Origin of the sequence: Streptomyces sp. P9(2023), assembly GCF_032436795.1 — a bacterium.
Taxonomy (GTDB): Bacteria; Actinomycetota; Actinomycetes; order Streptomycetales; family Streptomycetaceae; genus Streptomyces.
In genome coordinates, this window is record NZ_JAUPWM010000039.1 from 42690 (window position 1) to 65490 (window position 22801).

The 22801-nt window shown below is 72.2% G+C and carries 22 protein-coding genes and 1 tRNA gene; 15 read left to right on the top strand and 8 right to left on the bottom strand.

Annotated elements, in window-relative coordinates; translation table 11 throughout:
- Window positions 1-73: transfer RNA gene (locus Q5762_RS31215), tRNA-Glu, on the top strand.
- 128 nt (window positions 74-201) lie between these two features.
- Here the strand turns inward: Q5762_RS31215 and ndgR are convergent.
- Window positions 202-918 carry an IclR family transcriptional regulator NdgR gene (gene ndgR / locus Q5762_RS31220; RefSeq protein WP_017235973.1) on the bottom strand — a complete coding sequence of 239 codons (717 nt, stop codon included), beginning with the start codon at window positions 916-918 and terminating at the stop codon, window positions 202-204.
- 140 nt (window positions 919-1058) lie between these two features.
- On the opposite strand from ndgR, the gene leuC reads away from it, so the two are divergent.
- The 4 genes from leuC (at window position 1059) to Q5762_RS31240 (ending at window position 4224) form a co-directional block, all read left to right on the top strand.
- Entirely contained in the window at window positions 1059-2483 is a 1425-nt protein-coding gene (gene leuC / locus Q5762_RS31225; protein WP_315895636.1) for a 3-isopropylmalate dehydratase large subunit, read from the top strand.
- 6 nt (window positions 2484-2489) lie between these two features.
- On the top strand, window positions 2490-3083 hold the full coding sequence (gene leuD, locus Q5762_RS31230) for a 3-isopropylmalate dehydratase small subunit (RefSeq protein ID WP_315895637.1): 594 nt from the start codon (window positions 2490-2492) through the stop codon (window positions 3081-3083).
- 104 nt (window positions 3084-3187) lie between these two features.
- Window positions 3188-3415: a hypothetical protein gene (locus tag Q5762_RS31235; RefSeq protein ID WP_031013922.1), complete on the top strand. Its 228-nt coding sequence runs from the start codon at window positions 3188-3190 to the stop codon at window positions 3413-3415.
- Between the two features lie 143 nt (window positions 3416-3558).
- Window positions 3559-4224, top strand: coding sequence for an HU family DNA-binding protein (locus Q5762_RS31240; protein ID WP_315895638.1), 666 nt, complete (start codon window positions 3559-3561; stop codon window positions 4222-4224).
- A gap of 179 nt (window positions 4225-4403) precedes the next feature.
- Here Q5762_RS31240 and Q5762_RS31245 read toward each other — a convergent pair whose 3' ends face one another.
- Complete coding sequence (locus tag Q5762_RS31245) at window positions 4404-4613, bottom strand: hypothetical protein (protein WP_315895639.1); 210 nt, start codon at window positions 4611-4613, stop codon at window positions 4404-4406.
- Window positions 4614-4623: 10 nt separating this feature from the next.
- Complete coding sequence (cofC, locus tag Q5762_RS31250; protein ID WP_315895640.1) at window positions 4624-5286, bottom strand: 2-phospho-L-lactate guanylyltransferase; 663 nt, start codon at window positions 5284-5286, stop codon at window positions 4624-4626.
- A gap of 172 nt (window positions 5287-5458) precedes the next feature.
- Between cofC and Q5762_RS31255 the strand changes: the two genes are divergently transcribed.
- From Q5762_RS31255 to Q5762_RS31265, 3 genes are all read left to right on the top strand, one after another.
- Window positions 5459-6211: a lysophospholipid acyltransferase family protein gene (locus tag Q5762_RS31255; RefSeq protein WP_315895641.1), complete on the top strand. Its 753-nt coding sequence runs from the start codon at window positions 5459-5461 to the stop codon at window positions 6209-6211.
- A complete protein-coding gene (locus Q5762_RS31260) occupies window positions 6208-7209 on the top strand; it encodes an NAD(P)H-dependent glycerol-3-phosphate dehydrogenase (RefSeq protein ID WP_315895642.1) in 1002 nt (333 codons plus the stop codon). Before Q5762_RS31255 ends, Q5762_RS31260 begins: the two co-directional genes overlap by 4 nt.
- 93 nt (window positions 7210-7302) lie before the next feature.
- On the top strand, window positions 7303-8442 hold the full coding sequence (locus Q5762_RS31265) for a D-alanine--D-alanine ligase family protein (protein ID WP_315895643.1): 1140 nt from the start codon (window positions 7303-7305) through the stop codon (window positions 8440-8442).
- Here the strand turns inward: Q5762_RS31265 and Q5762_RS31270 are convergent.
- Both Q5762_RS31270 and Q5762_RS31275 read right to left on the bottom strand, forming a co-directional pair.
- Window positions 8439-8933 carry a DUF3515 domain-containing protein gene (locus Q5762_RS31270; RefSeq protein WP_315895654.1) on the bottom strand — a complete coding sequence of 165 codons (495 nt, stop codon included), beginning with the start codon at window positions 8931-8933 and terminating at the stop codon, window positions 8439-8441. The two genes, Q5762_RS31265 and Q5762_RS31270, sit on opposite strands and share 4 nt — an antisense overlap.
- 23 nt (window positions 8934-8956) lie before the next feature.
- Window positions 8957-9190, bottom strand: coding sequence for an Lrp/AsnC family transcriptional regulator (locus Q5762_RS31275; RefSeq protein WP_017947604.1), 234 nt, complete (start codon window positions 9188-9190; stop codon window positions 8957-8959).
- A gap of 185 nt (window positions 9191-9375) precedes the next feature.
- Between Q5762_RS31275 and Q5762_RS31280 the strand changes: the two genes are divergently transcribed.
- Both Q5762_RS31280 and thiD read left to right on the top strand, forming a co-directional pair.
- On the top strand, window positions 9376-10338 hold the full coding sequence (locus tag Q5762_RS31280; protein ID WP_315895644.1) for a thiamine-phosphate kinase: 963 nt from the start codon (window positions 9376-9378) through the stop codon (window positions 10336-10338).
- A complete protein-coding gene (gene thiD / locus Q5762_RS31285; protein WP_315895645.1) occupies window positions 10335-11132 on the top strand; it encodes a bifunctional hydroxymethylpyrimidine kinase/phosphomethylpyrimidine kinase in 798 nt (265 codons plus the stop codon). The genes Q5762_RS31280 and thiD overlap by 4 nt, the downstream gene beginning before the upstream one ends.
- Window positions 11133-11230: 98 nt before the next feature.
- On the opposite strand, the gene rpmB is transcribed toward thiD, so the two are convergent.
- A complete protein-coding gene (gene rpmB, locus Q5762_RS31290) occupies window positions 11231-11416 on the bottom strand; it encodes a 50S ribosomal protein L28 (protein ID WP_003957616.1) in 186 nt (61 codons plus the stop codon).
- A gap of 236 nt (window positions 11417-11652) precedes the next feature.
- On the opposite strand from rpmB, the gene Q5762_RS31295 reads away from it, so the two are divergent.
- Window positions 11653-13233, top strand: a complete 1581-nt coding sequence (locus Q5762_RS31295; protein ID WP_315895646.1) for a DAK2 domain-containing protein — start codon at window positions 11653-11655, stop codon at window positions 13231-13233.
- A gap of 259 nt (window positions 13234-13492) precedes the next feature.
- Here Q5762_RS31295 and Q5762_RS31300 read toward each other — a convergent pair whose 3' ends face one another.
- On the bottom strand, window positions 13493-16336 hold the full coding sequence (locus tag Q5762_RS31300) for a tetratricopeptide repeat protein (protein ID WP_315895647.1): 2844 nt from the start codon (window positions 16334-16336) through the stop codon (window positions 13493-13495).
- The gene (locus Q5762_RS31305; protein WP_315895648.1) at window positions 16333-18144 is read right to left on the bottom strand and encodes an HSP90 family protein; all 1812 of its coding nucleotides are present in this window, start codon (window positions 18142-18144) and stop codon (window positions 16333-16335) included. Before Q5762_RS31305 ends, Q5762_RS31300 begins: the two co-directional genes overlap by 4 nt.
- A gap of 165 nt (window positions 18145-18309) precedes the next feature.
- Between Q5762_RS31305 and recG the strand changes: the two genes are divergently transcribed.
- The 4 genes from recG to Q5762_RS31325 all read left to right on the top strand — a co-directional run.
- Complete coding sequence (recG, locus tag Q5762_RS31310) at window positions 18310-20523, top strand: ATP-dependent DNA helicase RecG (RefSeq protein ID WP_315895649.1); 2214 nt, start codon at window positions 18310-18312, stop codon at window positions 20521-20523.
- A gap of 63 nt (window positions 20524-20586) precedes the next feature.
- Entirely contained in the window at window positions 20587-21168 is a 582-nt protein-coding gene (rsmD, locus tag Q5762_RS31315) for a 16S rRNA (guanine(966)-N(2))-methyltransferase RsmD (protein ID WP_315895650.1), read from the top strand.
- 26 nt (window positions 21169-21194) lie between these two features.
- On the top strand, window positions 21195-21686 hold the full coding sequence (coaD, locus tag Q5762_RS31320) for a pantetheine-phosphate adenylyltransferase (RefSeq protein ID WP_315895655.1): 492 nt from the start codon (window positions 21195-21197) through the stop codon (window positions 21684-21686).
- A gap of 110 nt (window positions 21687-21796) precedes the next feature.
- On the top strand, window positions 21797-22801 hold a 1005-nt coding region (locus tag Q5762_RS31325), incomplete at its 3' end, for a cell division initiation protein (protein ID WP_315895651.1).

Below are 22801 nucleotides of genomic sequence, written 5' to 3' on the forward strand. Positions count from 1 at the left end.
GCCCCCGTTGTGTAGCGGCCTAGCACGCCGCCCTCTCAAGGCGGTAGCGCCGGTTCGAATCCGGTCGGGGGTACAAGACGAGGAAGCCCTTCCCTTCGGGGGAGGGCTTCTTCGCTGTTCGGCGTCCCTATGCACAACTCCGGCCCACCGCTGCGGCGTTGAAGCGGTGGGCCGGAGTTGTGCAGAAGGGACGGAGGAGGATCAGCCGTTGCGGCGGAGCGCCTCGGAGAGGCGGGCGGCGGCGTCGATGACCGCTTGGGCGTGCATACGGCCCGGGTGGCGCGTCAGGCGCTCGATCGGTCCGGAGACCGACACGGCGGCCACCACGCGGTTCGAGGGGCCGCGTACGGGTGCGGAGACGGACGCCACGCCCGGCTCCCGCTCGCCGATCGACTGGGCCCAGCCACGGCGCCGTACGCCCGACAGGGCCGTCGCCGTGAAGCGGGCGCCCTGCAGACCGCGGTGGAGCCGCTCGGGCTCCTCCCAGGCCATCAGGATCTGCGCCGAGGAGCCGGCCTTCATCGTCAGCGTCGAGCCGACCGGGACGGTGTCCCGAAGGCCGGACAGCCGCTCGGCGGCCGCGACACAGATGCGCATGTCGCCCTGGCGCCGGTAGAGCTGGGCGCTCTCGCCGGTGACATCGCGCAGATGCGTCAGTACCGGGCCCGCCGTGGCGAGCAGACGGTCCTCACCGGCCGCGGCGGCGAGCTCCGACAGGCGCGGGCCGAGAATGAACCGGCCCTGCATGTCGCGCGCCACCATCCGGTGGTGTTCCAGTGCCACGGCGAGGCGATGTGCCGTGGGTCGTGCGAGTCCCGTCGCCGCGACCAGACCTGCGAGGGTGGCCGGACCGGACTCCAGGGCGCTCAGGACAAGGGCTGCCTTGTCGAGAACGCCCACGCCGCTAGAGTTGTCCATGAAACGATATTCACGTCTCACTCTGTGAAACGCAAGTTCAATTTTCCTGGGATCTTGCGACCCTGGTGAGGCGGCCGCACAACGGCACGCGAAACGGGTCTCTAGTTGTGTCGGCTATCACGTCGGCCGGAGGGAAAGCGATGGGTAGGACACTCGCGGAGAAGGTCTGGGACGACCACGTCGTCCGGCGCGCCGAGGGCGAGCCCGACCTCCTCTTCATCGATCTGCACCTGCTGCACGAGGTGACCAGCCCCCAGGCCTTCGACGGGCTCCGCCAGAACGGCCGGCCGGTGCGGCGCCTCGACCTCACCATCGCCACCGAGGACCACAACACCCCGACCATCGACATCGACAAGCCGATCGCCGACCCGGTCTCCCGCGCCCAGTTGGAGACCCTGCGCAAGAACTGTGCCGAGTTCGGTGTCCGGCTGCACCCGCTGGGCGACGTCGAGCAGGGCGTCGTGCACGTCGTGGGCCCCCAGCTGGGCCTGACCCAGCCCGGCACCACCGTGGTCTGCGGTGACTCCCACACCTCCACGCACGGCGCCTTCGGCGCGCTGGCGTTCGGCATCGGCACCAGCCAGGTCGAGCACGTGCTCGCCACCCAGACGCTGCCGCTGGCCCGCCCCAAGACCATGGCGATCACGATCGACGGCGAGCTGCCCGAGGACGTCACCGCCAAGGACCTGATCCTGGCGATCATCGCCAAGATCGGCACCGGCGGCGGCCAGGGCTACATCCTGGAGTACCGCGGCTCCGCCATCGAGAAGCTCTCGATGGAGGCCCGGATGACCATCTGCAACATGTCGATCGAGGCCGGCGCCCGCGCGGGCATGATCGCCCCCGACGAGACCACCTTCGCGTACCTGAAGGGCCGCGCCCACGCCCCCGAGGGCGAGGACTGGGACGCCGCCGTCGCGTACTGGAAGACCCTGAAGTCCGACGAGGACGCGGTCTTCGACGCCGAGGTCGTCATCGACGCCGCCGCCCTGGCGCCGTTCGTCACCTGGGGCACCAACCCCGGCCAGGGCGCGCCGCTTTCGGCGAACGTCCCCGACCCGGCTTCGTACGAAGACGCTTCGGAGCGCCACGCCGCCGAAAAGGCCCTGGAATACATGGGGTTGACCGCCGGACAGGCACTGCGCGACATCAAGGTCGACACCGTCTTCGTAGGCTCCTGCACCAACGGCCGCATCGAGGACCTGCGCAACGCCGCCGCCCTGCTGGAGGGCCGCAAGGTCGCCGACGGGGTGCGGATGCTGGTCGTCCCCGGCTCGGTCCGGGTCGCCCTGCAGGCCGTCGAGGAGGGCCTGGACAAGGTCTTCAAGGAGTCCGGCGCCGAATGGCGGCACGCGGGCTGCTCGATGTGTCTGGGCATGAACCCCGACCAACTGGCGCCCGGTGAGCGCTCCGCGTCCACCTCCAACCGCAACTTCGAGGGCCGCCAGGGCAAGGGTGGCCGTACGCACCTGGTCTCGCCCCAGGTCGCCGCCGCCACCGCCGTACTGGGCCACCTGGCCTCCCCGGCCGATCTGTCCGACGTCGCTACGCCCGCGGGGGTCTGAGGAACCATGGAAGCTTTCACCACGCACACCGGCCGGGCCGTCCCGCTGCGCCGCAGCAACGTCGACACCGACCAGATCATCCCCGCGCACTGGCTGAAGAAGGTCACCCGCGACGGCTTCGAGGACGGGCTCTTCGAGGCCTGGCGCAAGGACTCCGAGTTCGTGCTCAACCGCCCCGAGCGGCAGGGCGCCTCGGTCCTGGTGGCCGGCCCCGACTTCGGTACGGGCTCCTCCCGCGAGCACGCCGTCTGGGCGCTCCAGAACTACGGCTTCAAGACCGTCATCTCCTCCCGGTTCGCCGACATCTTCCGCGGCAACTCGCTGAAGAACGGTCTGCTGACCGTCGTCCTGCCCCAGGAGACGGTGGACGCGCTCTGGGAGCTGACGGAGGCCGACCCGACGGCCGAAATCACTGTTGACTTGGAGCGGCGCAAGGTACTCGCCGCCGGGATCGACGCCGACTTCGAGCTCGACGAGAACGCCCGCTGGCGGCTCCTGAACGGTCTGGACGACATCAGCCTCACCCTTCAGAACGAAGCCGACATCGCCGCATACGAGGCGTCCAGGCCGGCCTTCAAACCCCGTACAATTACGGCCTGAGCAGCGCTTTTCCACGACTGCGCCCCCCACCGCCCGGTGGGGGGCGCAGTCGCTTGTTGAGACCCCGTCGGGCGACAACTCGCCCTAGATGGCACAATCGGTGCATGGAACGCGACAGCCAACTCGAGCTCTACGAGGCAGTCGCCGCCCGATTGAAGGAAGCGCACACAAGAGTGCGCGCACTGCAAGTCCCGGAGGGCGTAAGGATGGCGCTGTCCCGGAAGCTGCTGGTCGTCACGGCAGCGGCGAAGCACGATCTCGCGGACGCGGCAACGCGTCTCGACCGGTTGATGAAGGACCTCGACGAGGGCCGATTCCCTGAAGACGACTGACACCAGGAACTCCGCAACGGCACTTCCGCGTTGCGGCACTAGGGTGATTAGCCCGTTTCGTGTTTGATTTGCGGTATATACATGCCTAACGTGCGAAAAAGCTTGAACACTTTCGTTCTGGCAATGTCTCCGAAGGGGAAGACGTGAACAAGGCGCAGCTCGTAGAAGCGATTGCCGACAAGGTCGGCGGCCGTCAGCAGGCCGCGGACGCCGTCGACGCGGTCCTGGACGCGATCGTGCGTGCCGTGGTCGGCGGGGACCGGGTTTCGGTCACCGGCTTCGGCTCGTTCGAGAAGGTCGACCGCCCGGCCCGCTACGCCCGAAACCCGCAGACGGGTGAGCGCGTGCGGGTCAAGAAGACCTCGGTTCCGCGCTTCCGTGCGGGTCAGGGCTTCAAGGACCTGGTCAGCGGCTCGAAGAAGCTCCCCAAGGGTGGCGAGGTCGCCGTCAAGAAGGCGCCGAAGGGCAGTCTCACGGGCGGCGCCGCGGCGACCGTGAAGAAGGCCGCGGCCAAGAAGGCCACCACGGCCCGGAAGGCGGCGGCGAAGAAGGCCGCTCCCGCGAAGAAGGCCGCGGTCAAGAAGACCACGGCCGCGAAGAAGGCCACGGTCAAGAAGACCACCGCCGCGGCGAAGAAGACCACGGCGGCGGCCAAGAAGGCCGCCCCGGCGAAGAAGACGACGGCCGCGGCCAAGAAGACCGTCGCCAAGAAGACCGCGCCGGCGAAGAAGGCCACGGCGAAGAAGGCGCCCGCCAAGAAGACGACGGCGCGCAAGACCACCGCCAAGAAGGCCGCCGCCAAGAAGTAGGAGTAAGCGGCACAAGGGTCAAGGGCCACTCACACGCCGGGCCGGGCTCCCCTCGGGGAGGCCGGCCCGCGGCGCGTCCGTACGCGTTCGGCCTCGACCGCAGGCCGCGTCCGCACCCTGTTCGGCCCATTCGGCCCGAACGAATCCGTCCGTCGAATCGGTCAGTCGAATCGGTCAGTTCAGAGGGTCTGCAGCGTCACCAGCGTGATCCGTAGCCCGGCGCCACCGGTGCCCGGCTCCGTCTCGATCCGCACCCGCTGCCCCGGACGCAGCAGCCGCAGCCCGCCCGCGTCGAAGGCCTCGGCCCCGAACTCCACCGGGGTGCCGTCGTCGAGCAGCACACTGCCGCTGCGGGTCTCGGGGTCGTACGTGTACGCGGTCGCCTGCATGGGCCGCAGCCTATCCGGCCGCGCGATCACCGGCCGTGCCGTTCCAGTGGGCGGCCGTACGCGGCCCGACCCCCAGTGCGAGCGCCGCCGTCAGATCCTCGCCGGTGTCCACGTCCCGGCGTACGGAATCCACCCCGGCCAGTCGTATTTCCACCGCACCCGACGACAAATGCCGGCACCGGGACGCGCCCCCGAAAGCAGGTGCCAATTCCGCCCCCGGTCCCGCCGAGAGGAATGTCGTACCTATTTCGGCGGCATCCGCGAGAAATGTTCGAGGGAATTCCGCCGCCGCTTCCAGGACCCGGCCCAACTCCGCGGGACGCAGCGCCGGCAGATCGGCGTTGAGCGCCGCCACGCGCGCGTGCGGCCGGGAATCCCGTACCGTCCGCGCCCCGTGCGCCAGCGCCGCGTTGAGCCCGGCGGCCGGGAAGTCGGGCACGATCCGCGCCCCGAGCGCCGCCAGGGCCGCCGCGGCGGCTTGATCGTCCGTGACGACCACCACATCCCGCACCCGCCCGCACGCCAGCGCCGCGGCCACCGTGTCCTGCGCGAACGCCAGCGCGAGCCGCGGGCGCAGGAGCGCCCCCGCGGTCGCGGCGAGCCTGCTCTTCGCCCGCGCAAGGGGCTTCAGGGGGACGACCAGGGACCAGCCGTCGTCCGGATCGGTGTTCATCGGGGCCCATTGTGACCCGACACCCCGCCTCCGCGTCCGGCGGAACGGAGGCCCGGCGTGCGGCCCGCTGCCCGGCGGCGCCGCCCGGCCGGGGCGTACGGTGTCCTCGACAGACCAGGAGCATGGGGCGACACTTGACCCCCTGCACGCCAGTCCAGAGGAAGGTGCACGAGTGTCCCGCCGCAGAATCGGCTTCTGGTACCGCCTGGCGGCGGTCATCGCCAAACCCCCCCTGGTGGTTCTGTTCAAGCGGGATTGGCGCGGTGCGGAACACATTCCCGCCGACGGCGGATTCATCACCGCCGTCAATCACAACTCGTACCTGGACCCGCTGTCGTACGCGCATTTCCAGTACAACACCGGACGTGTCCCGCGCTTTCTCGCCAAGGCCGGCCTCTTCAAGGGCTCGTTCGTCGGCACCATGCTCCGCGGCACCGGACAGATCCCCGTCTACCGCGAGACGACCAACGCCCTGGACGCCTTCCGGGCCGCCGTCGACGCCATCGAGCGCGGCGAGTGCGTCGCCTTCTACCCCGAGGGCACCCTCACCCGCGACCCCGAGATGTGGCCGATGGCCGGCAAGACCGGCGCCGCACGCGTCGCGCTGCTCACCAAGGCCCCGGTCATCCCGGTCGCCCAGTGGGGCGCCAACCTCGCGATGCCGCCGTACGCCAAGGAGAACAAGCTCAGCCTGTTCCCGCGCAAGACGCTGATCGTGCAGGCCGGTCCGCCCGTCGACCTCTCCCGCTTCCACGGCCAGGAGCCCACGCCGGAAGTGCTGCGCGAGGCGACCGAGGTCATCATGGCCGCGATCACCGCGCTCCTGGAGGACGTCCGCGGCGAGCAGGCGCCGACCGAGCCGTACGACCACCGCAAGGCACGGCTGGAACAGCGGCGCAAGGCCGCCGGGGAGGGTACGAAGTGACCAAGGCAGCCGTATTCGGCACCGGATCCTGGGGCACGGCCTTCGCCATGGTGCTCGCCGACGCGGGCTGCGACGTGACCCTCTGGGGCCGCCGCGCCGAGATCGCCGAGGCCATCAACACCACCCGTACCAACCCCGACTACCTCCCGGGCGTCGAACTCCCCGCCACCGTGCGGGCCACCACGGACCCCGCCGAGGCCGCCCACGACGCCGACTTCACCGTCCTCGTCGTCCCCTCGCAGACCCTGCGCGCCAACCTCGCCGAGTGGGCCCCCGAACTGGCCCCCGACACCGTCCTCGTCTCCCTGATGAAGGGCGTCGAACTCGGCACCGCCAAGCGCATGAGCGAGGTCATCACCGAGGTCGCCGACGTGCCCGTGGAGCGCGTCGCCGTCCTCACCGGACCCAACCTGGCCAAGGAGATCGCCGCCCGGCAGCCCGCCGCAGCCGTCGTCGCCTGCGCCGACGAGAGCGTCGCCCAGCGGCTCCAGACCGCCTGCATGACCCCGTACTTCCGCCCGTACACCAACACCGACGTCGTCGGCTGCGAGCTCGGCGGCGCGGTCAAGAACGTCATCGGGCTCGCCGTCGGCATCGCCGACGGCATGGGGCTCGGCGACAACTCCAAGGCCACGCTCATCACCCGCGGCCTCGCCGAGACCACCCGGCTCGGCCTCGCCATGGGCGCCGACCCGCTCACCTTCTCGGGCCTCGCCGGCCTCGGCGACCTGGTCGCCACCTGCTCCTCGCCGCTCTCCCGGAACCACACCTTCGGCACCAACCTGGGCCGCGGGATGACCCTGGAGGAGACCATCGCGGCGACCAAGCAGACCGCGGAGGGCGTCAAGTCCTGCGAGTCCGTGCTCGATCTGGCCCGCCGCCACGGTGTCGACATGCCGATCACCGAGATGGTCGTCTCGGTCGTCCACGAGGGCAAGCCGCCGATCGTCGGCCTGAAGGAACTGATGTCGCGCAGCGCCAAGCCCGAGCGCCGCTGAGCCGGACGCGTAGGACAGGACGCGTAGGCCGGACGCGCGCGGTGGGCCGGGGCTCTTAAGCGGATCGAACACGCAAGGTACGCTCAACGCGTTATGAGCGAGAACACCCAGAGCCCCCGCAAGCCGCGCGTGGCCGTCGTCTTCGGCGGACGCAGCTCCGAGCACGCCATCTCCGTCGTCACGGCCGGCGCCGTCCTCAATGCGATCGACCGGACCAAGTACGACGTGCTGCCCATCGGCATCACCACGGACGGGCGCTGGGCGCTGACCGCCGACGCCCCCGAGCGGATGGCCATCGCCGACCGCTCCCTGCCGAACGTCAGCGACCTCGCCGAGTCCGAGCAGGGCGGCGTCGTCCTCTCCGTCGACCCGGCCAACCGCGAGGTCGTCCACACCGAGCCGGGCTCCGTGCCCAAGGTGCTCGGCGAGGTCGACGTCGTCTTCCCCATGCTGCACGGCCCGTACGGCGAGGACGGCACGCTCCAGGGCCTCCTGGAACTCTCCGGCGTCCCCTACGTCGGCGCGGGCGTCCTCGCCTCCGCCGTCGGCCAGGACAAGGAGTACATGAAGCGGGTCTTCACCTCCTTCGGGCTGCCCGTCGGCCCGTACGAGGTCATCCGGCCCCGCGAGTGGGACCAGAACCCGGCCGCCGCCCGCAAGAAGATCGTCGAGTTCGCCGCCGACCACGGCTGGCCGCTCTTCGTGAAGCCCGCCCGCGGCGGCTCCTCCATGGGCATCACCAAGGTCGACGACCTGGCCGGCCTGGACGAGGCGATCGAGGAGGCCCGCCGCCACGACCCCAAGATCCTCGTGGAGTCGCTGCTGCGCGGCCGCGAGATCGAGTGCGGCGTCCTGGAGTTCGAGGACGGCCCGCGCGCCAGCGTGCCGGCCGAGATCCCGCCCGTCACCGACCACGACTTCTACGACTTCGAGGCCAAGTACATCGACTCGGCCTCCGGGATCGTCCCCGCGCCGATCGGCGACGAGGCCACCGCCGAGGTCCAGCGCCTCGCCGTCGCCGCGTACGAGGCCGTCTCCTGCGAGGGTCTGGTCCGCGCCGACTTCTTCCTCACCGAGGACGGCGAGTTCGTGATCAACGAGATCAACACCATGCCGGGCTTCACCCCGATCTCCATGTACCCGCGTATGTGGCAGGAGAGCGGCGTCGGCTACCCGGAGCTGGTCGACCGGCTGATCCAGGCCGCGCTGACCCGCTCCACCGGCCTGCGCTAGTCGCACTCGGGCTCAAGCGCGCACGGAACGGCCTTCTTCACGGGGATGGCGAGATCCACGAGCGGACCGACGTCCTGCGCGTACCGCTCGGCCAGGTTCACCTCGATGTACGTCTCGCGGTACACCGAGGTGAACCGGGGTCCGTCGCCCGCCGGCCGCTCCAGCATCCAGCGCACGCCGTCCACCGAGATGCCCTGCGACTGCGGATCGGTCATCTTTTCGGGCCGGGGGACGCCACAGCGCAGTACGATCGCCGCATCCCCCCACCCGGCGGTCAGCTCGGAGCCCGGCTCAGGATCGTGCCGCTCCAGCCCCGCCACGGTGTCGGGAAGTTCCTTCGCCAAGGCCCGGCAGACGGCCGCTTCCCCGGCCGGCGGGCTGGGAACCGGGACCGAGGCCCCGGCGTCCGTGGAGGAACAGCCCGCGGCGGCCGGCAGCACCAGGACGGCCGCGACGGCGAAGGGCAGGCCGAAGGGCCGGTGGGAAGACATCACCGGCCAAGGGTAGACGGGGGCTACAGATGCACGACCGGGCAGGTGAGGGTGCGCGTGATGCCGTCCACTTGCTGGACCTTGGCGACCACCATGCGACCCAGTTCGTCGACCGTGTCGGCCTGGGCGCGGACGATCACGTCGTACGGACCCGTCACGTCTTCCGCCTGGATCACTCCCGGGATCTTGGAGATGGTGTCGGCGACGGTCGACGCCTTGCCCACCTCGGTCTGGATGAGGATGTACGCCTGTACCACGGAACCTCCAGGGCGGCCACGAGGATCTTGTGGGAGAAAGGGACGCCACGGTACCGCGTCGCCGCGGGCCGCGGGGAGACCTGCGCGCCCCGAGGCGCTCACAGGGTGGCGTAGACAAGACAGCAGTTGACGGTCACTCGACGGTCTAATCGACGTTACCGCACGACAACACGAGGTGAGACGCGGTGAAGGGCACAGTAGGAGAGCTGGGCGAGTTCGGGCTCATCAGGGAGCTCACCTCCCGGCTCACCTCCACCCCGGCGGTACGGATCGGACCCGGCGACGACGCCGCGGTCGTCTCCGCGCCCGACCGGCGCGTGGTGGCCAGTACGGACATCCTCCTCGAAGGACGTCACTTCCGCCGCGACTGGTCGACGGCGTACGACGTCGGCCGCAAGGCCGCCGCGCAGAACCTCGCCGACATCGCCGCGATGGGCGCCGTCCCCACCGCGCTCCTCCTCGGCCTCGTCGTCCCGGCCGAACTCCCGGTCACCTGGCCCGTCGAGCTCATGGACGGCCTGCGGGACGAGTGCCAGGTCGCGGGCGCGGCCGTGGTCGGCGGCGACGTCGTGCGCGGCGACACCATCACGGTCGCCATCACCGCCCTCGGCGACCTGCGCAACCACGACCCGGTGACCCGGGGCGGGGCGCAGCCCGGCGACGTCGTGGCGTACACCGGCTGGCTCGGCTGGTCCGCCGCCGGGTACGCGGTGCTCTCCCGCGGCTTCCGCTCCCCGCGCGCCTTCGTCGAGGCCCACCGCAGGCCCGAGCCGCCGTACCACGCGGGCCCCGCGGCCGCCGGGCTCGGCGCCACCGCCATGTGCGACGTCAGCGACGGGCTCATCGCCGACCTCGGCCACATCGCCGAGGCCAGCAAGGTCCGCATCGACCTGCGCTCGGGGCTCATCGACATCCCGACCCAGATGAACGACATCGGCCAGGCGGTCGGCGTCGACCCGCTGCAGTGGGTGCTCACCGGGGGAGAGGACCACGCCATCGTCGCCACCTTCCCGCCGGACGTGAAGCTGCCCGCCCGCTGGAAGATCATCGGCGAGGTCCTCAACCCCTCCGCGCTGCCGCAGGTGACCGTCGACGGCGCGCCCTGGCACACCAAGGGCGGCTGGGACCACTTCGGAGGCCACGAGTGAGCCACCCGCCCCTGCCCCTCGTCCTGACCGTCGCCGGATCGGACTCCGGCGGCGGCGCGGGCATCCAGGCCGACCTGAAGACGATGCTCGCCCTCGGCGTCCACGGCATGAGCGTGATCACCGCCGTCACCGCACAGAACTCGCTCGGCGTGCGGGGCGCGTGGGAGCTGCCCGAGGAGGCGGTACGGGCCCAGTACCGCGCCGTCGTCGACGACATCGGCGTCCAGGCCGTGAAGACCGGCATGCTGGCGTCGGCCGCGCTCGTGGAGACGGTGGCGGAGCTGCTCGCCGGCACGGACGCGCCGGTGGTCGTGGACCCGGTCGGGGTCTCCAAGCACGGGGACCCGCTGCTCGCGGCCTCGGCGCTGGACTCCGTACGGACGAAACTGCTGCCGGTCGCCACCGTCGCGACCCCGAACCTGGACGAGGTGGCGCAGCTCACGGGCGTACGGGTCGCCTCGGAGGCCGATCTACGGGAGGCGGCGGCGGCGATCCTGGCGTACGGGCCGCGCTGGGCGCTCATCAAGGGCGGGCACCTCGAAGGCGAGGCCGTGGACCTGCTCACCGACGGCACCGAGGAGCACTGGCTGCGCGCGCCGCGCCTCGACAACCGGCACACGCACGGCACGGGCTGCACGCTCGCCTCGGCGGTCGCGTCGGGCCTCGCGAAGGGGCTGACCGTACCGGAGGCGGTGCGGGCGGCGAAGGAGTACGTGACGGGCGCGATCGCGGCCGGGTTCGCGCTCGGCGCGGGGATCGGCCCGGTGGACCACGGCTGGCGTCTGCGCGCCTAGCGGGTTTCGTTTCCGGGCATGGCAAAAGGCCGGTTCACCAAGGTGAACCGGCCTTTCAAGGCAACCGCAAGGGGCTGCGCTACGACGAAACGTCGGCGTTAGCGCGAGACCTTGCCGGCCTTGATGCACGAGGTGCAGACGTTGAGCCGCTTCGGCGTCCGACCGACCACGGCACGCACACGCTGGATGTTCGGGTTCCAGCGACGAGACGTACGGCGGTGCGAGTGCGAAATGTTGTTGCCGAAGCCCGGCCCCTTGCCGCAGACGTCGCAGTTGGCAGCCACGGGTCACTCCAAAGACTTCAGATTTACAGTGAAATCCGGCGCACCGGAATCAGAGTTCTGAAGTGGCTTGCCGGGGGAATGGCCCGACTCTCGCCGGGCAACCGAAGCAGCATACAACGGCTGCTCCCGTAGAACGAAACTACCACGGTCACCGCGGCCCCCGCCCCGGCCCCAGGTCACGAGCGGGTCTACCCTGCGGTGAACTCACCGCAGAAGCCCTGGCAGGAGGCCACCCGTTGCCGCAGACCGCGCAGACCCTCGACGCAGAAGCGGTCCGATCCTGGTGCGTACGGGCGCTGGACGCGCTCGGCCGGGAGCGCGAGGAGATCGACGCGATCAACGTCTATCCGATCGCCGACGGCGACACCGGAACCAACCTGTATCTGACCGTCGAGTCCGCCGCCCAGGCGGTAGAGGCGGTCTTCGCGGCGGACGACCCCGACGCGGCGGACGCGGTCCGCGCCATGGCGCACGGCGCCCTGATCGGGGCCCGGGGTAATTCCGGAACGATCCTCTCGCAGCTGCTGCGCGGCATGGCGTCCGTACTGGCCGACGGGCGTGACGGGGATCACCTCGCCCGCTCGCTGGCGGCGGCGGCCCGCGCGGCCCGTGAGGCGGTGGCGCACCCGGTCGAAGGAACGATCCTGAGCGTCGCGGCGGCGGCGGCCGGCGCCTGCGAGGGCGGCGGAACCCTGGTGACGGTGGCCAGAGGGGCCTACGAGGGGGCCAGGACGGCCCTGGAGGCCACCCCCGGGCAACTGGCCGTCCTGGCGCGTGCTGGGGTCGTGGACGCGGGCGGACGGGGTCTGGTGGCCGTCCTCGGGGCGCTGGTGGAGGCGGTCTCGGGCGAGGCGCAGACGCGGCCGTCGATCGCGTCCGTGCCCACGCCGTCGTTCGAGGACTGCGCCCCCGAGGAAGGCCCGGCCTTCGAGGTGATCTACCTCCTGGAGGCGGAGGACTTCGCCGTGGAGCGGCTGCGGGCCCGGCTCGACGCGCTGGGCGACTCGCTGGTCGTGGTCGGCGGCGACGGGCTGTGGAACGTGCACGTCCATGTCGACGACGCGGGCGCGGCCGTCGAGGCGGGCGTGGAGGCGGGCCGCCCGCACCGGATCCGCATCACGCACTTCGCGGGCGCGGCGGCGGTACGGGAACGGCTGGGGCGGGCGGTCGTGGCGGTCGTACCGGGGGAGGGCCTCGCGGGCCTCTGCGCGGAGGCGGGCGCGACGACCGTGCTTGCCAGGCCGGGGGAGCCGCCGGCCAGCGGGGAGCTCGTCGACGCGATCCGGCGGGCCCACGCGCGCGAGGTCGTGCTGCTGCCCAACGACACCGACCTGCGGCACACGGCGGGCGCGGCGGCCGAGCAGGCCCGCGCGGAGGGCATCCGGGTCGCCCTGATCCCGACCCGGGCGGCGGTCCAGGGCATCGCGGCGCTGGCCGTCCACGAGCCGGACCGGCGCTTCGACGAGGACGTGGTGGCGATGACGGCGGCGGCGGGGGCGACCCGGTACGCCGAACTGGCCGTCGCCGAACGCCAGTCCTTCACCTCGGCCGGCGTCTGCCAGGCCGGCGACGTCCTCGGCCTGATCGAGGGCGACGTCGCGGTCATCGGCCACGACCTGACGACGACGGCCCGCACGGTCCTGGACCGGATGCTCTCGGCGGGCGGCGAGCTGGTGACCCTGATCGTCGCGGACGAGACCCCGGTGTCGCTCGCCCCCGCCCTGGAACGCCACGTCCGCGAGACGTACCTGGCGGTCGACACGACGACATACAGCGCGGGGCGCGGCGCGCCGGCGCTGCTGATCGGCGTGGAGTAGCCCTCGCGCCCGGTTGTGGGCAACTGTTCCGCTGGGGCGATGGGGGTACCCCCTGCGCGAGCGCAGCCGAGAGCTTGGGGGAGGGTGGGCACAGCCGGGGGCCGGCGCACTGGCAGGGCCTGGTGCACGAGGGCCCGGCGGGGGTTCGGGGGCGGAGCCCCGGTCTCGTCAGAGTCTCGGGATGGGGGTCCCCCGACGAAGTCTGGGGGAGGCGGGGTGGGGGAATCTCACCCCACCCCACCCCACCCCAGCCCACCCGTCACGAACCGACCCGCTCCAGCACCGCCTCCGCCTCCGCCCGGCGCTCCGCAGCCGCGCCGACCTCCGAGGTCCCGTACTCCGCGAGCACCCCCCGCGCCAACGCACCCGCCGCCGCCCCGTCCTCCAGCCGGACGTGGAGCCACGCTGCCAGCAGCTCCGCCGCCGTGCGACGGTCGCGGAACTCCGGACCTGCGGCGGCGAACTCGGCGACGGCCCGGGTGGCGTACGACAGCGCGACATCGACATCGACGCCGTCCCCGAGCAGCTCCGCCGCCTGCACGTACGTGTCCCCCCGTGCCACCCCGTCGTCCCCGCACGCCTCCGCCGCCGCGTCCATCAGCGCCCGCCCGTCCCCGCCCGCGCCCGAGATCCAGGCCCGGACCCGCAGGGTCCTGACGTACGCGGGGAGGTCGTCCAGCTCCCGCCACAGCTCGCCCGCGCGCTCGTACGCCGCCGCGGCCTCCGGCCGCAGCTCCGCCTGGAGCAGGGCCTGCCCGGCCAGGTTCGCGAGCATCGCGTGGTCCCGCTGGTCCGGCCACTCCTTGGCCAGCTCCGCCGCCCGCAGCCACTGCTCGGCCGCCGACCGGGGCTCGTTCAGCGCGGCGAGGCAGTCGCCGAGCCACCACAGCGTCTGGACGACCATGCCGTCGCCGTGCTCCGCCACGGACAGGTCCGGCAGGACGGACTCCAGGATCGCCGCCGCCTCCTCGACCCGGGACTCCCGCAGCAGCCAACCGCCCAACTGGTGCCGGGCGTACGCGCCGATGCCCAGGCTCTCGCCGGCCTCGTCGGCCCAGTGGGCGGCCTCCAGGGCGTGCGCGGACGCCTCGCCGAACCGGTCCGCCGCGCCGAGGACTTCGGCGAGCTGGAGCCGGAGCCGGGTCTGCCCGGCCGCGCCGGCGTGCTCCGCGCCGTGGTCGAGTGCCGCGCGGGCCGCGCGCTCGGCGGCCTCCAGATCACCGATGTGCAGGGCGACCCGCGAGAGCCGGGCCTCGGGCTCCACGGCGTACCAGGGCAGCCCGGCCCGGTGACACAGCTCGGCGGCGTACGCGTACTGCCGTACGGCCCCCTCGGTGTCCCCCGCGTGCGCGGCCAGATCCCCCCGTACGGCCTCGGCCTCCGCGACCCGGTCCGCGACGAGCGGATCGTCCCCGCAGGCCGCGGCGAACGCGAACAGCCCGTCGAGAGCCGCCACGACCTCCGCGCGGGGCGCACCGTCCCGGCCGCTCCCCTCGTCCCCCTCGTCCTCCGCGTGCAGCCGTAGCAGCCCCACCCGTACCCGGGACAGCAGCGCCCCCGCCACCTGGCGGGGTGTCGCCGTGCCCTCGGCGTGGAGGGCGAGTACCCGGGTGATCACGTTCTCCAGCGTCGCCGTCGCCGTCGCGTCCGCCGGCCCGTCGGCCAGCGCCTGCGCGTACGCCGCTCTCGCCCGGGCGGCCTCCGCCTCGCCCGGGTCGCCCGCCGCCTCGTAGCCCTCGGCCGCTCGGAGGAACAGGCGGACCGACTCCGCCGGGCCCTCCGCCATGGCGATGGCCCGGTGGTCGTCCAGTTCGGCCCGGCCGAGCGCGTCCAGTTCGACGGTCCCGGACGCCACCGCCGAGGCGACCGCCTCCCACGCACCCCGCGCGGCCGGGTTCAGCTCCGCCGACAGGCGTCGCGCCTCCGCCAGGAGGTCACGCGGCTCCACCGGGGGCGCCTGGACAGGCATCGGTACCGGCACCGCACCCGCCGCCCGTACCCCCAGCGGCAACCGGTCGAGCAGCGGCTCCGCGTCCATCCGGCCCCGGGCCCGCTCGCTCACCCGCCCTGTGCCGTTCCGTTCGTCGAAGCGGCGCCCGATCGCCAGTGCCTCCACGCGCGCGTGGGCGGCCAGTTCGGCGGCCGTCCACCGCGCGCCCCCCTCCCGCGCCGGACCCGGCACCGGCTGCCCGCCGAGCCCGAGCACCACCAGCCGGTCCATGAGCAGCGCCGTCACGGCCAGGAAGTCCAGCTGGCTGTCCGGATCGCCGCCGTCGGTGAAGTACGCCGGCCGCTCCGCGAGGATCTCAAGGCCGCGCGCCTCGTTCCCGGTCAGCGCGCAGAACTCCAGGTGATCCGCCACCGCCCCGCGCATGCTCTCCATCGGCCGCACGAGCCGGTAGCCGCGCAGATGGTTCACCCGGGCCTCGTCGGCCCGGCCGAGCCGTACCAGCGGCAGCAGGGACGAGGCCAGCACCGCGTGCGGCTCGTGCGCACAGGTGTGCTCGCCCGCGAGCACCGGCGCCCAGGTCCGCAGCGCCTGCTCGTCGTCGCCCAGCTCCGCCCACCAGCCGCCCTGCCCGTGCAGTTCGCACGCGTGGCAGTCGGCCATCCGGTCCCGCTCGGCCGCCAGCCAGGCCGCGAACGCCCGCTCCGCCCGCACCCGGTCACCGACGTGCCGGGCCACCCGGAACTCGCCCTGCCGCACGGCCCGTTCCGAGTGGCCCGCGAGCCGGTAGCGGTGCTCCATCTCGCCGAGCCACTTCTCGATCGAGGCCAGCGGGATGTGCGGCTGGTCGAGCATGCCGCTGGAGACCCACTTGAAGACCCAGTGCAGGGTGTGCGTCTCGTACGCGTCGAAGTCCGCCGGGTTCTCGTCCCACATCCGCAGCAGCCGCGAGAAGGGCACGAACATCTTCGCCTTCTCGGAGCTGTAGTTGTACGCCTGGAGCTGGTGCCCGAGCGCCTCGACGACGGCCAGCGGCTCGCCGAGCCGCTCGGCCTCCACGAGCAGCCGCTCGGCCCGCGCGTTCCGCGCCGGCCCCTCCGGCTGCTGGGAGTTCTCCCGCATGGCCTCGCGCAGGGACTCGAAGGTCAGGGTCATGCCTCGTTCTCCCCGTGGTGGGTCGCCCAGGTGAGCAGTCCCGCGAACGCCCGGTTGAGCAGCGCCGAGTCGGCCGGCCGCAGCGGCCGCTGCGCCATCAGCAGCGCCTGCCCGTACAGCGCCTCGACGGCCGTTCCCGCCAGCTCCCGGTCGTCGAGCGAACCGATCCGGCGGATCAGCGGATTCAGGTGGTTGAGGACCAGCCGGGCCCGCGGCGCGCTGCCGCGCAGCGAGCCGAGGATGCCGGCCCACAGGTCGTCCGCCGCCTCCTCGGCCTCCGCCCGCGCCTGTTCGTGGCGGGCCGCCCGGTCGTCCAGGTGCAGCGCGGGCACGGTCACCGGATGGAAGGACCGCAGCGACACGTCGCAGCCCAGCGGGTCGAGCGTGGCGCGCGCCACCGACAGGAACGCCGAGAGGGCCAGTTCCCGCTCCGGGTCGACGGGGTCGAGATGCGCCGTGACGGTGTCGGCGTCCAGCTCGGCGACGACGGTGCCAGGACGGACCTCGGGGAGGCGCTCGACCAGCTCGGTGTCGTACGTGTAGCCACCGTTGACCACGCCGATGCCCTGCGCCGTCGCGATCGCGGCGACCTGCCGGTACTCCTCGACCGTACGGGTGTAGTGCACGACCGGGTGCCGGCGGGCGAACTCCTCCAGCGAGAGCCGGCCGTCCGTCGTCTCGAACGGCAGCCAGGGCAGCATCGCCCGCAGCATCTCGCCGTCGTGCCGGGCCAGCGACTTCACGCCGAGGTGGTGGACGGCGAGGAACTCCTCAAGCCGCTCCGGGGCGCCCGCCGCGAGCCCGCCGAGCCACTCCCGTACCGCCGCGCCCAGCGCGTCCCGTACGGCCGCCAGCGTCTCGTCCTCGTACAGGGACTCGCGGGAGGCCGTCGGCCGCAGGCTGTCCGTGTCGAGGACACAGCGCACGAAGAACGCCCAGTCCGGCAGCAGCCCGTCGGCCCGCTCCGTGAGCAGCATGCCCTTCAGATGGACCCGGTGCCCGGCACGCTGGGCCGGGCTGACGGCCGACGGCAGCACGTACGCCACGCCGCGGACCCCGGCCGCGGGCAGGTTCAGCTCGATCGAGTCGAGCGGGGTGAAACCGAACGTCTCCTGGCAGTGCGCGGCCAGCGCCACCCGCCGCGCGGCCGGGCTCGGGTGGGCCCGGTCCCAGGGCGCCGGCAGATCGGTGACGGGCTCGTCCCCGACCCGTACTTCGTACGGGAGGAGGGAGCCGTACGCGCGGGCCAGCGCGAGCACCCGCTCCTCGGTCAGCCACTCCCCGGAGCCCGGGCGCGCGGTGAGGTGCACGGTGGTGCCCGGCTCCGGCCGCGCGCTGTCCGGAAGCGTCCGGACGGTGTACGAACCGTCGTCGCGGGCCGTCCACTCCACCGGCGGTTCGCCGGGCGTACGGGCGCTGCGGCTGACCACCCGGATCTCGGCGGCGACGACGAAGCAGGCGAGCAGGCCGATGCCGAACTGGCCGAGGAACTCGGCCCGCGCGCTCGCGATGCCGGCCGCGTCGGCCCGCTTCGAACTGCGGCCGATCGTGGCCAGCAGGCTGTGCACGTCCCGCTCGGTCAGCCCGATGCCGCTGTCCTCGACACGCAGGCCGGTGCCGTCGGCGTACAGCTGGACCCGCGCGGGGGCGTCCGGCTGCTCGGCGCGGCGCGCGGTGATCGCGTCGACGGAGTTCTGCAGCAGTTCGCGCAGGTAGACCCGCGGGCTCGAATAGAGGTGGTGGGAGAGGAGATCCACGAGTCCGCGCAGATCGACCTGGAAGGTGTGCGGTGTCTGATCAGCAGTCATCGTCGCAGCGCCGGTGGGGGGACGAGCGACGGCGCGGGTCGGGCGATCCCGGCGGGCGGTGATCGCGGAGCGGGGTGTAGAAAGCGCCATCCTAGGGGTCACGGCGCCGACGTGACCAGGGGATATCCACAGCCTGCGGGACGGGTGTCAGTCCGGTGGTGTGCAATGGAACGCGTGCCACTGCTTGACGAACCCCTCAAGAACCTCCTCGGCGCCGCCACCGCGAAGGTGATGGCCGAGCACCTCGACCTGCGGACGGTCGGGGACCTCCTCCACCACTACCCCCGGCGGTACGCGGAGCGCGGCGAGCTGACCGCCCTCGCCGACCTGCCGCTGGACGAGCACGTCACGGTCGTCGCGCAGGTGGCCGACGCGCGCGTGCTGACGTTCAACAAGGGCGGCCGGGGCAAGGGCCAGCGCCTCGAAGTCACCATCACCGACGGCAGCGGCCGGATGCAGCTCGTCTTCTTCGGCCGGGGCGTCCACTTCCACCAGAAGGAGCTGCTGCCGGGCCGGCGCGGGATGTTCGCCGGCAAGGTCGGGGTCTTCAACCGCAAGCTCCAGCTCACCCACCCCGAGTACAAACTCCTGGACGCCGAGAGCAGCGACGAGACGGTCAAGGCGTTCGCGAACGAACTTCTGCCGATCTACCCCGCCTGCAAGCAGCTGGAGTCCTGGACCATCGAGCAGTCCGTCTCCATCGCCCTGGACTCGCTTGCCGCCACCGGCTGGGCCGGGCTCGCCGACCCGCTGCCGCCCGCCCTGCGCGAGGGCCGCGGCCTCGCCGAGCTGCCCGAGGCGCTCCAGAAGGTCCACCGGCCCCGTACGAAGGCCGACATCGAGGACGCCCGGCAGCGGCTCAAGTGGGACGAGGCCTTCGTCCTCCAGGTCGCCCTCGCCCGCCGCCGGCACGCCGACACCCAACTGCCCGCCGTCGCCCGCGTCGCCACCCCCGGCGGGCTCCTCGACGCCTTCGACGCGAAGCTCCCCTTCACCCTCACCGACGGCCAGAAGAAGGTCTCCAAGGAGGTCTTCGACGACCTCGCCACCGAACACCCCATGCACCGCCTCCTCCAGGGCGAGGTCGGCAGCGGAAAGACGATGGTGGCCCTGCGGGCCATGCTCGCCGTCGTCGACGCCGGGGGACAGGCCGCGATGCTCGCGCCGACCGAGGTGCTCGCCCAGCAGCACCACCGTTCGGTCGTCGAGATGATGGGCGAGCTCGCCGAGGGAGGGATGCTGGGTGGGGCCGAGACGGCCACCAAGGTCGTGCTGCTCACCGGCTCCATGGGCGCCGCGGGCCGGCGGCAGGCCCTGCTCGACCTGGTCACCGGCGAGGCCGGCATCGTCATCGGCACGCACGCGCTGATCGAGGACAAGGTGCAGTTCCACGACCTCGGTCTGGTCGTCGTCGACGAGCAGCACCGCTTCGGCGTGGAGCAGCGCGACGCCCTGCGCGGCAAGGGCAAGCAGCCGCCGCACCTGCTCGTCATGACCGCCACCCCGATCCCGCGCACGGTCGCCATGACCGTCTTCGGCGACCTGGAGACGTCCGTCCTGGACCAGCTGCCCGCCGGGCGCTCCCCGATCGCCAGCCATGTCGTCCCCGCCGCCGACAAGCCGCACTTCCTCGCCCGCGCGTGGGAGCGCGTCCGCGAGGAGGTGGAGAACGGCCACCAGGCGTACGTCGTCTGCCCGCGCATCGGCGACGACGAGGACGAGAAGAAGAAGCAGAAGGCGTCCCCCGAGGACGAGGCCGAGAAGCGGCCCCCGCTCGCCGTCCTGGAGGTCGCCGAGAAGCTCCGCACCGGACCGCTCGCCGGGCTCCGCGTCGAGGTCCTGCACGGCCGGATGCACCCCGACGACAAGGACGCCGTCATGCGCCGCTTCGCCGCCGGCGAGGCCGACGTCCTGGTCGCCACCACCGTCATCGAGGTCGGCGTGAACGTGCCGAACGCCACGGCCATGGTGATCATGGACGCCGACCGCTTCGGCGTCTCCCAGCTCCACCAGCTGCGCGGCCGCGTCGGCCGAGGCTCCGCACCCGGCCTCTGCCTCCTCGTCACCGAGATGCCCGAGGCGAGCCCGGCCCGCCAGCGGCTGAACGCCGTCGCCGCCACCCTCGACGGCTTCGAGCTCTCCCGGATCGACCTGGAGCAGCGCCGCGAGGGCGACGTCCTCGGCCAGGCCCAGTCCGGCGTCCGCTCCTCGCTGCGGATGCTCACCGTCATCGACGACGAGGAGGTCATCGCCGCCGCCCGCGAGGAGGCCACCGCCGTCGTCCTCGCCGACCCCGACCTCACCGACCACCCCGAGCTTCGCACCGCCCTCGACGCCCTCCTGGACAAGGAACGGGAGGAGTTCCTGGAGAAGGGGTGACGTCACACCACCCTCACCGGCCATATCGTGGAGGCACAGACTCAGCGAAGGACGAGGACCCCCATGACCCGCGTGATCGCCGGTACCGCCGGCGGACGCCGACTCGCCGTGCCGCCCGGCAACGGCACCCGCCCCACCTCCGACCGGGCGCGGGAAGGCCTCTTCTCCACCTGGGAGGCGTTCCACGGCCTGGCGGGCGCCCGTGTGGCCGACCTGTACGCGGGCTCCGGCGCCGTCGGCCTGGAGGCGCTCTCCCGCGGCGCGTCCCACGCCCTGCTCGTCGAGGCGGACGCCCGGGCGGCGAAGACCGTACGGGAGAACATCAGCTCACTGGCCCTGCCCGGCGCCGAGCTGCGCACCGGCAAGGCCGAGCAGGTCGTCACGGGACCGGCCCCCGCGGAACCGTACGACCTGGTCTTCCTCGACCCGCCGTACGCCGTCTCGGACGACGATCTTCGCGAGATCCTCCTCACACTCCGGTCCGGGGGCTGGATCGCGGCGGACGCCCTCGTCACCGTGGAGCGCAGCACCCGAGGCGGGGAGTTCGGCTGGCCGGCCGGTTTCGATCCCCTGCGGTCCCGTCGCTACGGCGAGGGAACGTTTTGGTACGGTCGCGCCGCCTCTACGTGCGAAGACGCACGATGACCGGACCGGAGAGCGAGGGACCCAAGTTGCGCCGCGCCGTCTGTCCGGGGTCATTCGACCCCATCACCAACGGACATCTCGACATCATCGCCCGCGCCTCCAAGCTGTACGACGTCGTGCACGTCGCGGTGATGATCAACCAGTCCAAGCAGGGTCTTTTCACCGTCGACGAGCGGATCGAGTTGATCCGCGAGGTCACCGCCGACTTCGGCAACGTCGAGGTCGAGTCCTTCCACGGCCTGCTCGTCGACTTCTGCAAGCAGCGCGACATCCCGGCGATCGTCAAGGGTCTCCGCGCGGTCAGCGACTTCGACTACGAGCTGCAGATGGCGCAGATGAACAACGGGCTCTCGGGCGTCGAGACCCTGTTCGTCCCCACCAACCCCACCTACAGCTTCCTGTCGTCCTCCCTGGTCAAGGAGGTCGCCGCCGGGGGCGGCGACGTCTCCCACCTGGTCCCGCCGGCCGTCCTCGGCCGGCTCACCGAGCGCCTCGCCGAGCGGCGCTCCCAGCAGTGACCCCGAGCGACCGTTACTGACGGTCCGTCACCTGGTGTCCGGCGGGGGACGACTGCCCTTACAGTCGTCCCGTCCGTCTCCATCCAGCTGTAGAGAGTGGCGAGCACCCGGTGGACGTGCAGAAGAAGCTCGACGAGATCGTTTCGACGATCACCAACGCCCGCTCCATGCCGATGTCGGCGTCCTGCGTGGTCAACCGCGCCGACCTGCTCGACCTGCTCGAAGAGGTACGGGAGGCCCTGCCGGGCTCCCTGGCCCAGGCCCAGGAGCTGATCGGCGGACGCGAGCAGATGGTCGAGCAGGCCCGGCAGGAGGCCGAGCGGATCGTCTCGGCCGCCCACGCCGAGCGCGGCTCGCTGATCTCCGACACCCAGGTCGCCCGTCAGTCCCAGGGCGAGGCGGACCGGATCCTCTCCGAGGCCCGCCGGGAGGCCGAGGGGATCCGCGCCGAGGCCGACGACTACGTCGACTCCAAGCTCGCCAACTTCGAGGTAGTCCTCAACAAGACCATCAGCTCCGTCGACCGCGGCCGAGAGAAGCTCCTCGGCCGCGGCCCGGGCCTGGACGAGCAGGGCTACGCCGACGAGGACGCCCCCGAGTACAGCGCGGACCCGCAGACCCTGATCCACCGGGCCGACGAGTACGTCGACGCCAAGCTCGGCGCCTTCGAGGCCGTCCTCTCCAAGACCCTGGAGGCCGTCGGCCGCGGCCGGCAGAAGCTGCACGGGCGGATCGCCACGGACGACCTCGGCGCGCACATGGCCGCCCAGGACGCGGCCGGCGGCTCCGTGCACACCAGCGACGCCGACTACCTGGCCGGGCTCGCGGAGCTGGCCGACCCGGAGCCGGCGCCCCGGCAGCCGTTCCACCAGGAGCCCGTCCACCAGCAGGTGCCGCAGATCCCGGCGCAGCAGCCGGACCCGTACTCCGTTGCAGGCACCGGCTCCACCGGAGCGGCTTACGCCGCGCCCTCCTATGAGCAGCAGTACGGCTACGAGCAGCACCAGGACCCGTACGGCTACCAGCAGCAGCAGCAGCCGCAGCAGCCGGACCCGTACTCCGTTGCAGGCACCGGCTCCACCGGAGCGGCTTACGCCGCGCCCTCCTATGAGCAG

Excerpts from the sequence above, each read along its gene's own strand:
- ndgR (WP_017235973.1), bottom strand. The coding sequence starts at position 918 with ATGGACAACTCTAGCGGCGTGGGCGTTCTCGACAAGGCAGCCCTTGTC.
- cofC (WP_315895640.1), bottom strand. The coding sequence starts at position 5,286 with ATGAACACCGATCCGGACGACGGCTGGTCCCTGGTCGTCCCCCTGAAG.
- Q5762_RS31305 (WP_315895648.1), bottom strand. The coding sequence starts at position 18,144 with ATGACTGCTGATCAGACACCGCACACCTTCCAGGTCGATCTGCGCGGA.
- Q5762_RS31265 (WP_315895643.1), top strand. The coding sequence starts at position 7,303 with ATGAGCGAGAACACCCAGAGCCCCCGCAAGCCGCGCGTGGCCGTCGTC.
- rsmD (WP_315895650.1), top strand. The coding sequence starts at position 20,587 with ATGACCCGCGTGATCGCCGGTACCGCCGGCGGACGCCGACTCGCCGTG.
- Q5762_RS31235 (WP_031013922.1), top strand. The coding sequence starts at position 3,188 with ATGGAACGCGACAGCCAACTCGAGCTCTACGAGGCAGTCGCCGCCCGA.
- Q5762_RS31245 (WP_315895639.1), bottom strand. The coding sequence starts at position 4,613 with ATGCAGGCGACCGCGTACACGTACGACCCCGAGACCCGCAGCGGCAGT.
- recG (WP_315895649.1), top strand. The coding sequence starts at position 18,310 with ATGGAACGCGTGCCACTGCTTGACGAACCCCTCAAGAACCTCCTCGGC.
- leuC (WP_315895636.1), top strand. The coding sequence starts at position 1,059 with ATGGGTAGGACACTCGCGGAGAAGGTCTGGGACGACCACGTCGTCCGG.
- Q5762_RS31300 (WP_315895647.1), bottom strand. The coding sequence starts at position 16,336 with ATGACCCTGACCTTCGAGTCCCTGCGCGAGGCCATGCGGGAGAACTCC.
- leuD (WP_315895637.1), top strand. The coding sequence starts at position 2,490 with ATGGAAGCTTTCACCACGCACACCGGCCGGGCCGTCCCGCTGCGCCGC.
- Q5762_RS31270 (WP_315895654.1), bottom strand. The coding sequence starts at position 8,933 with ATGTCTTCCCACCGGCCCTTCGGCCTGCCCTTCGCCGTCGCGGCCGTC.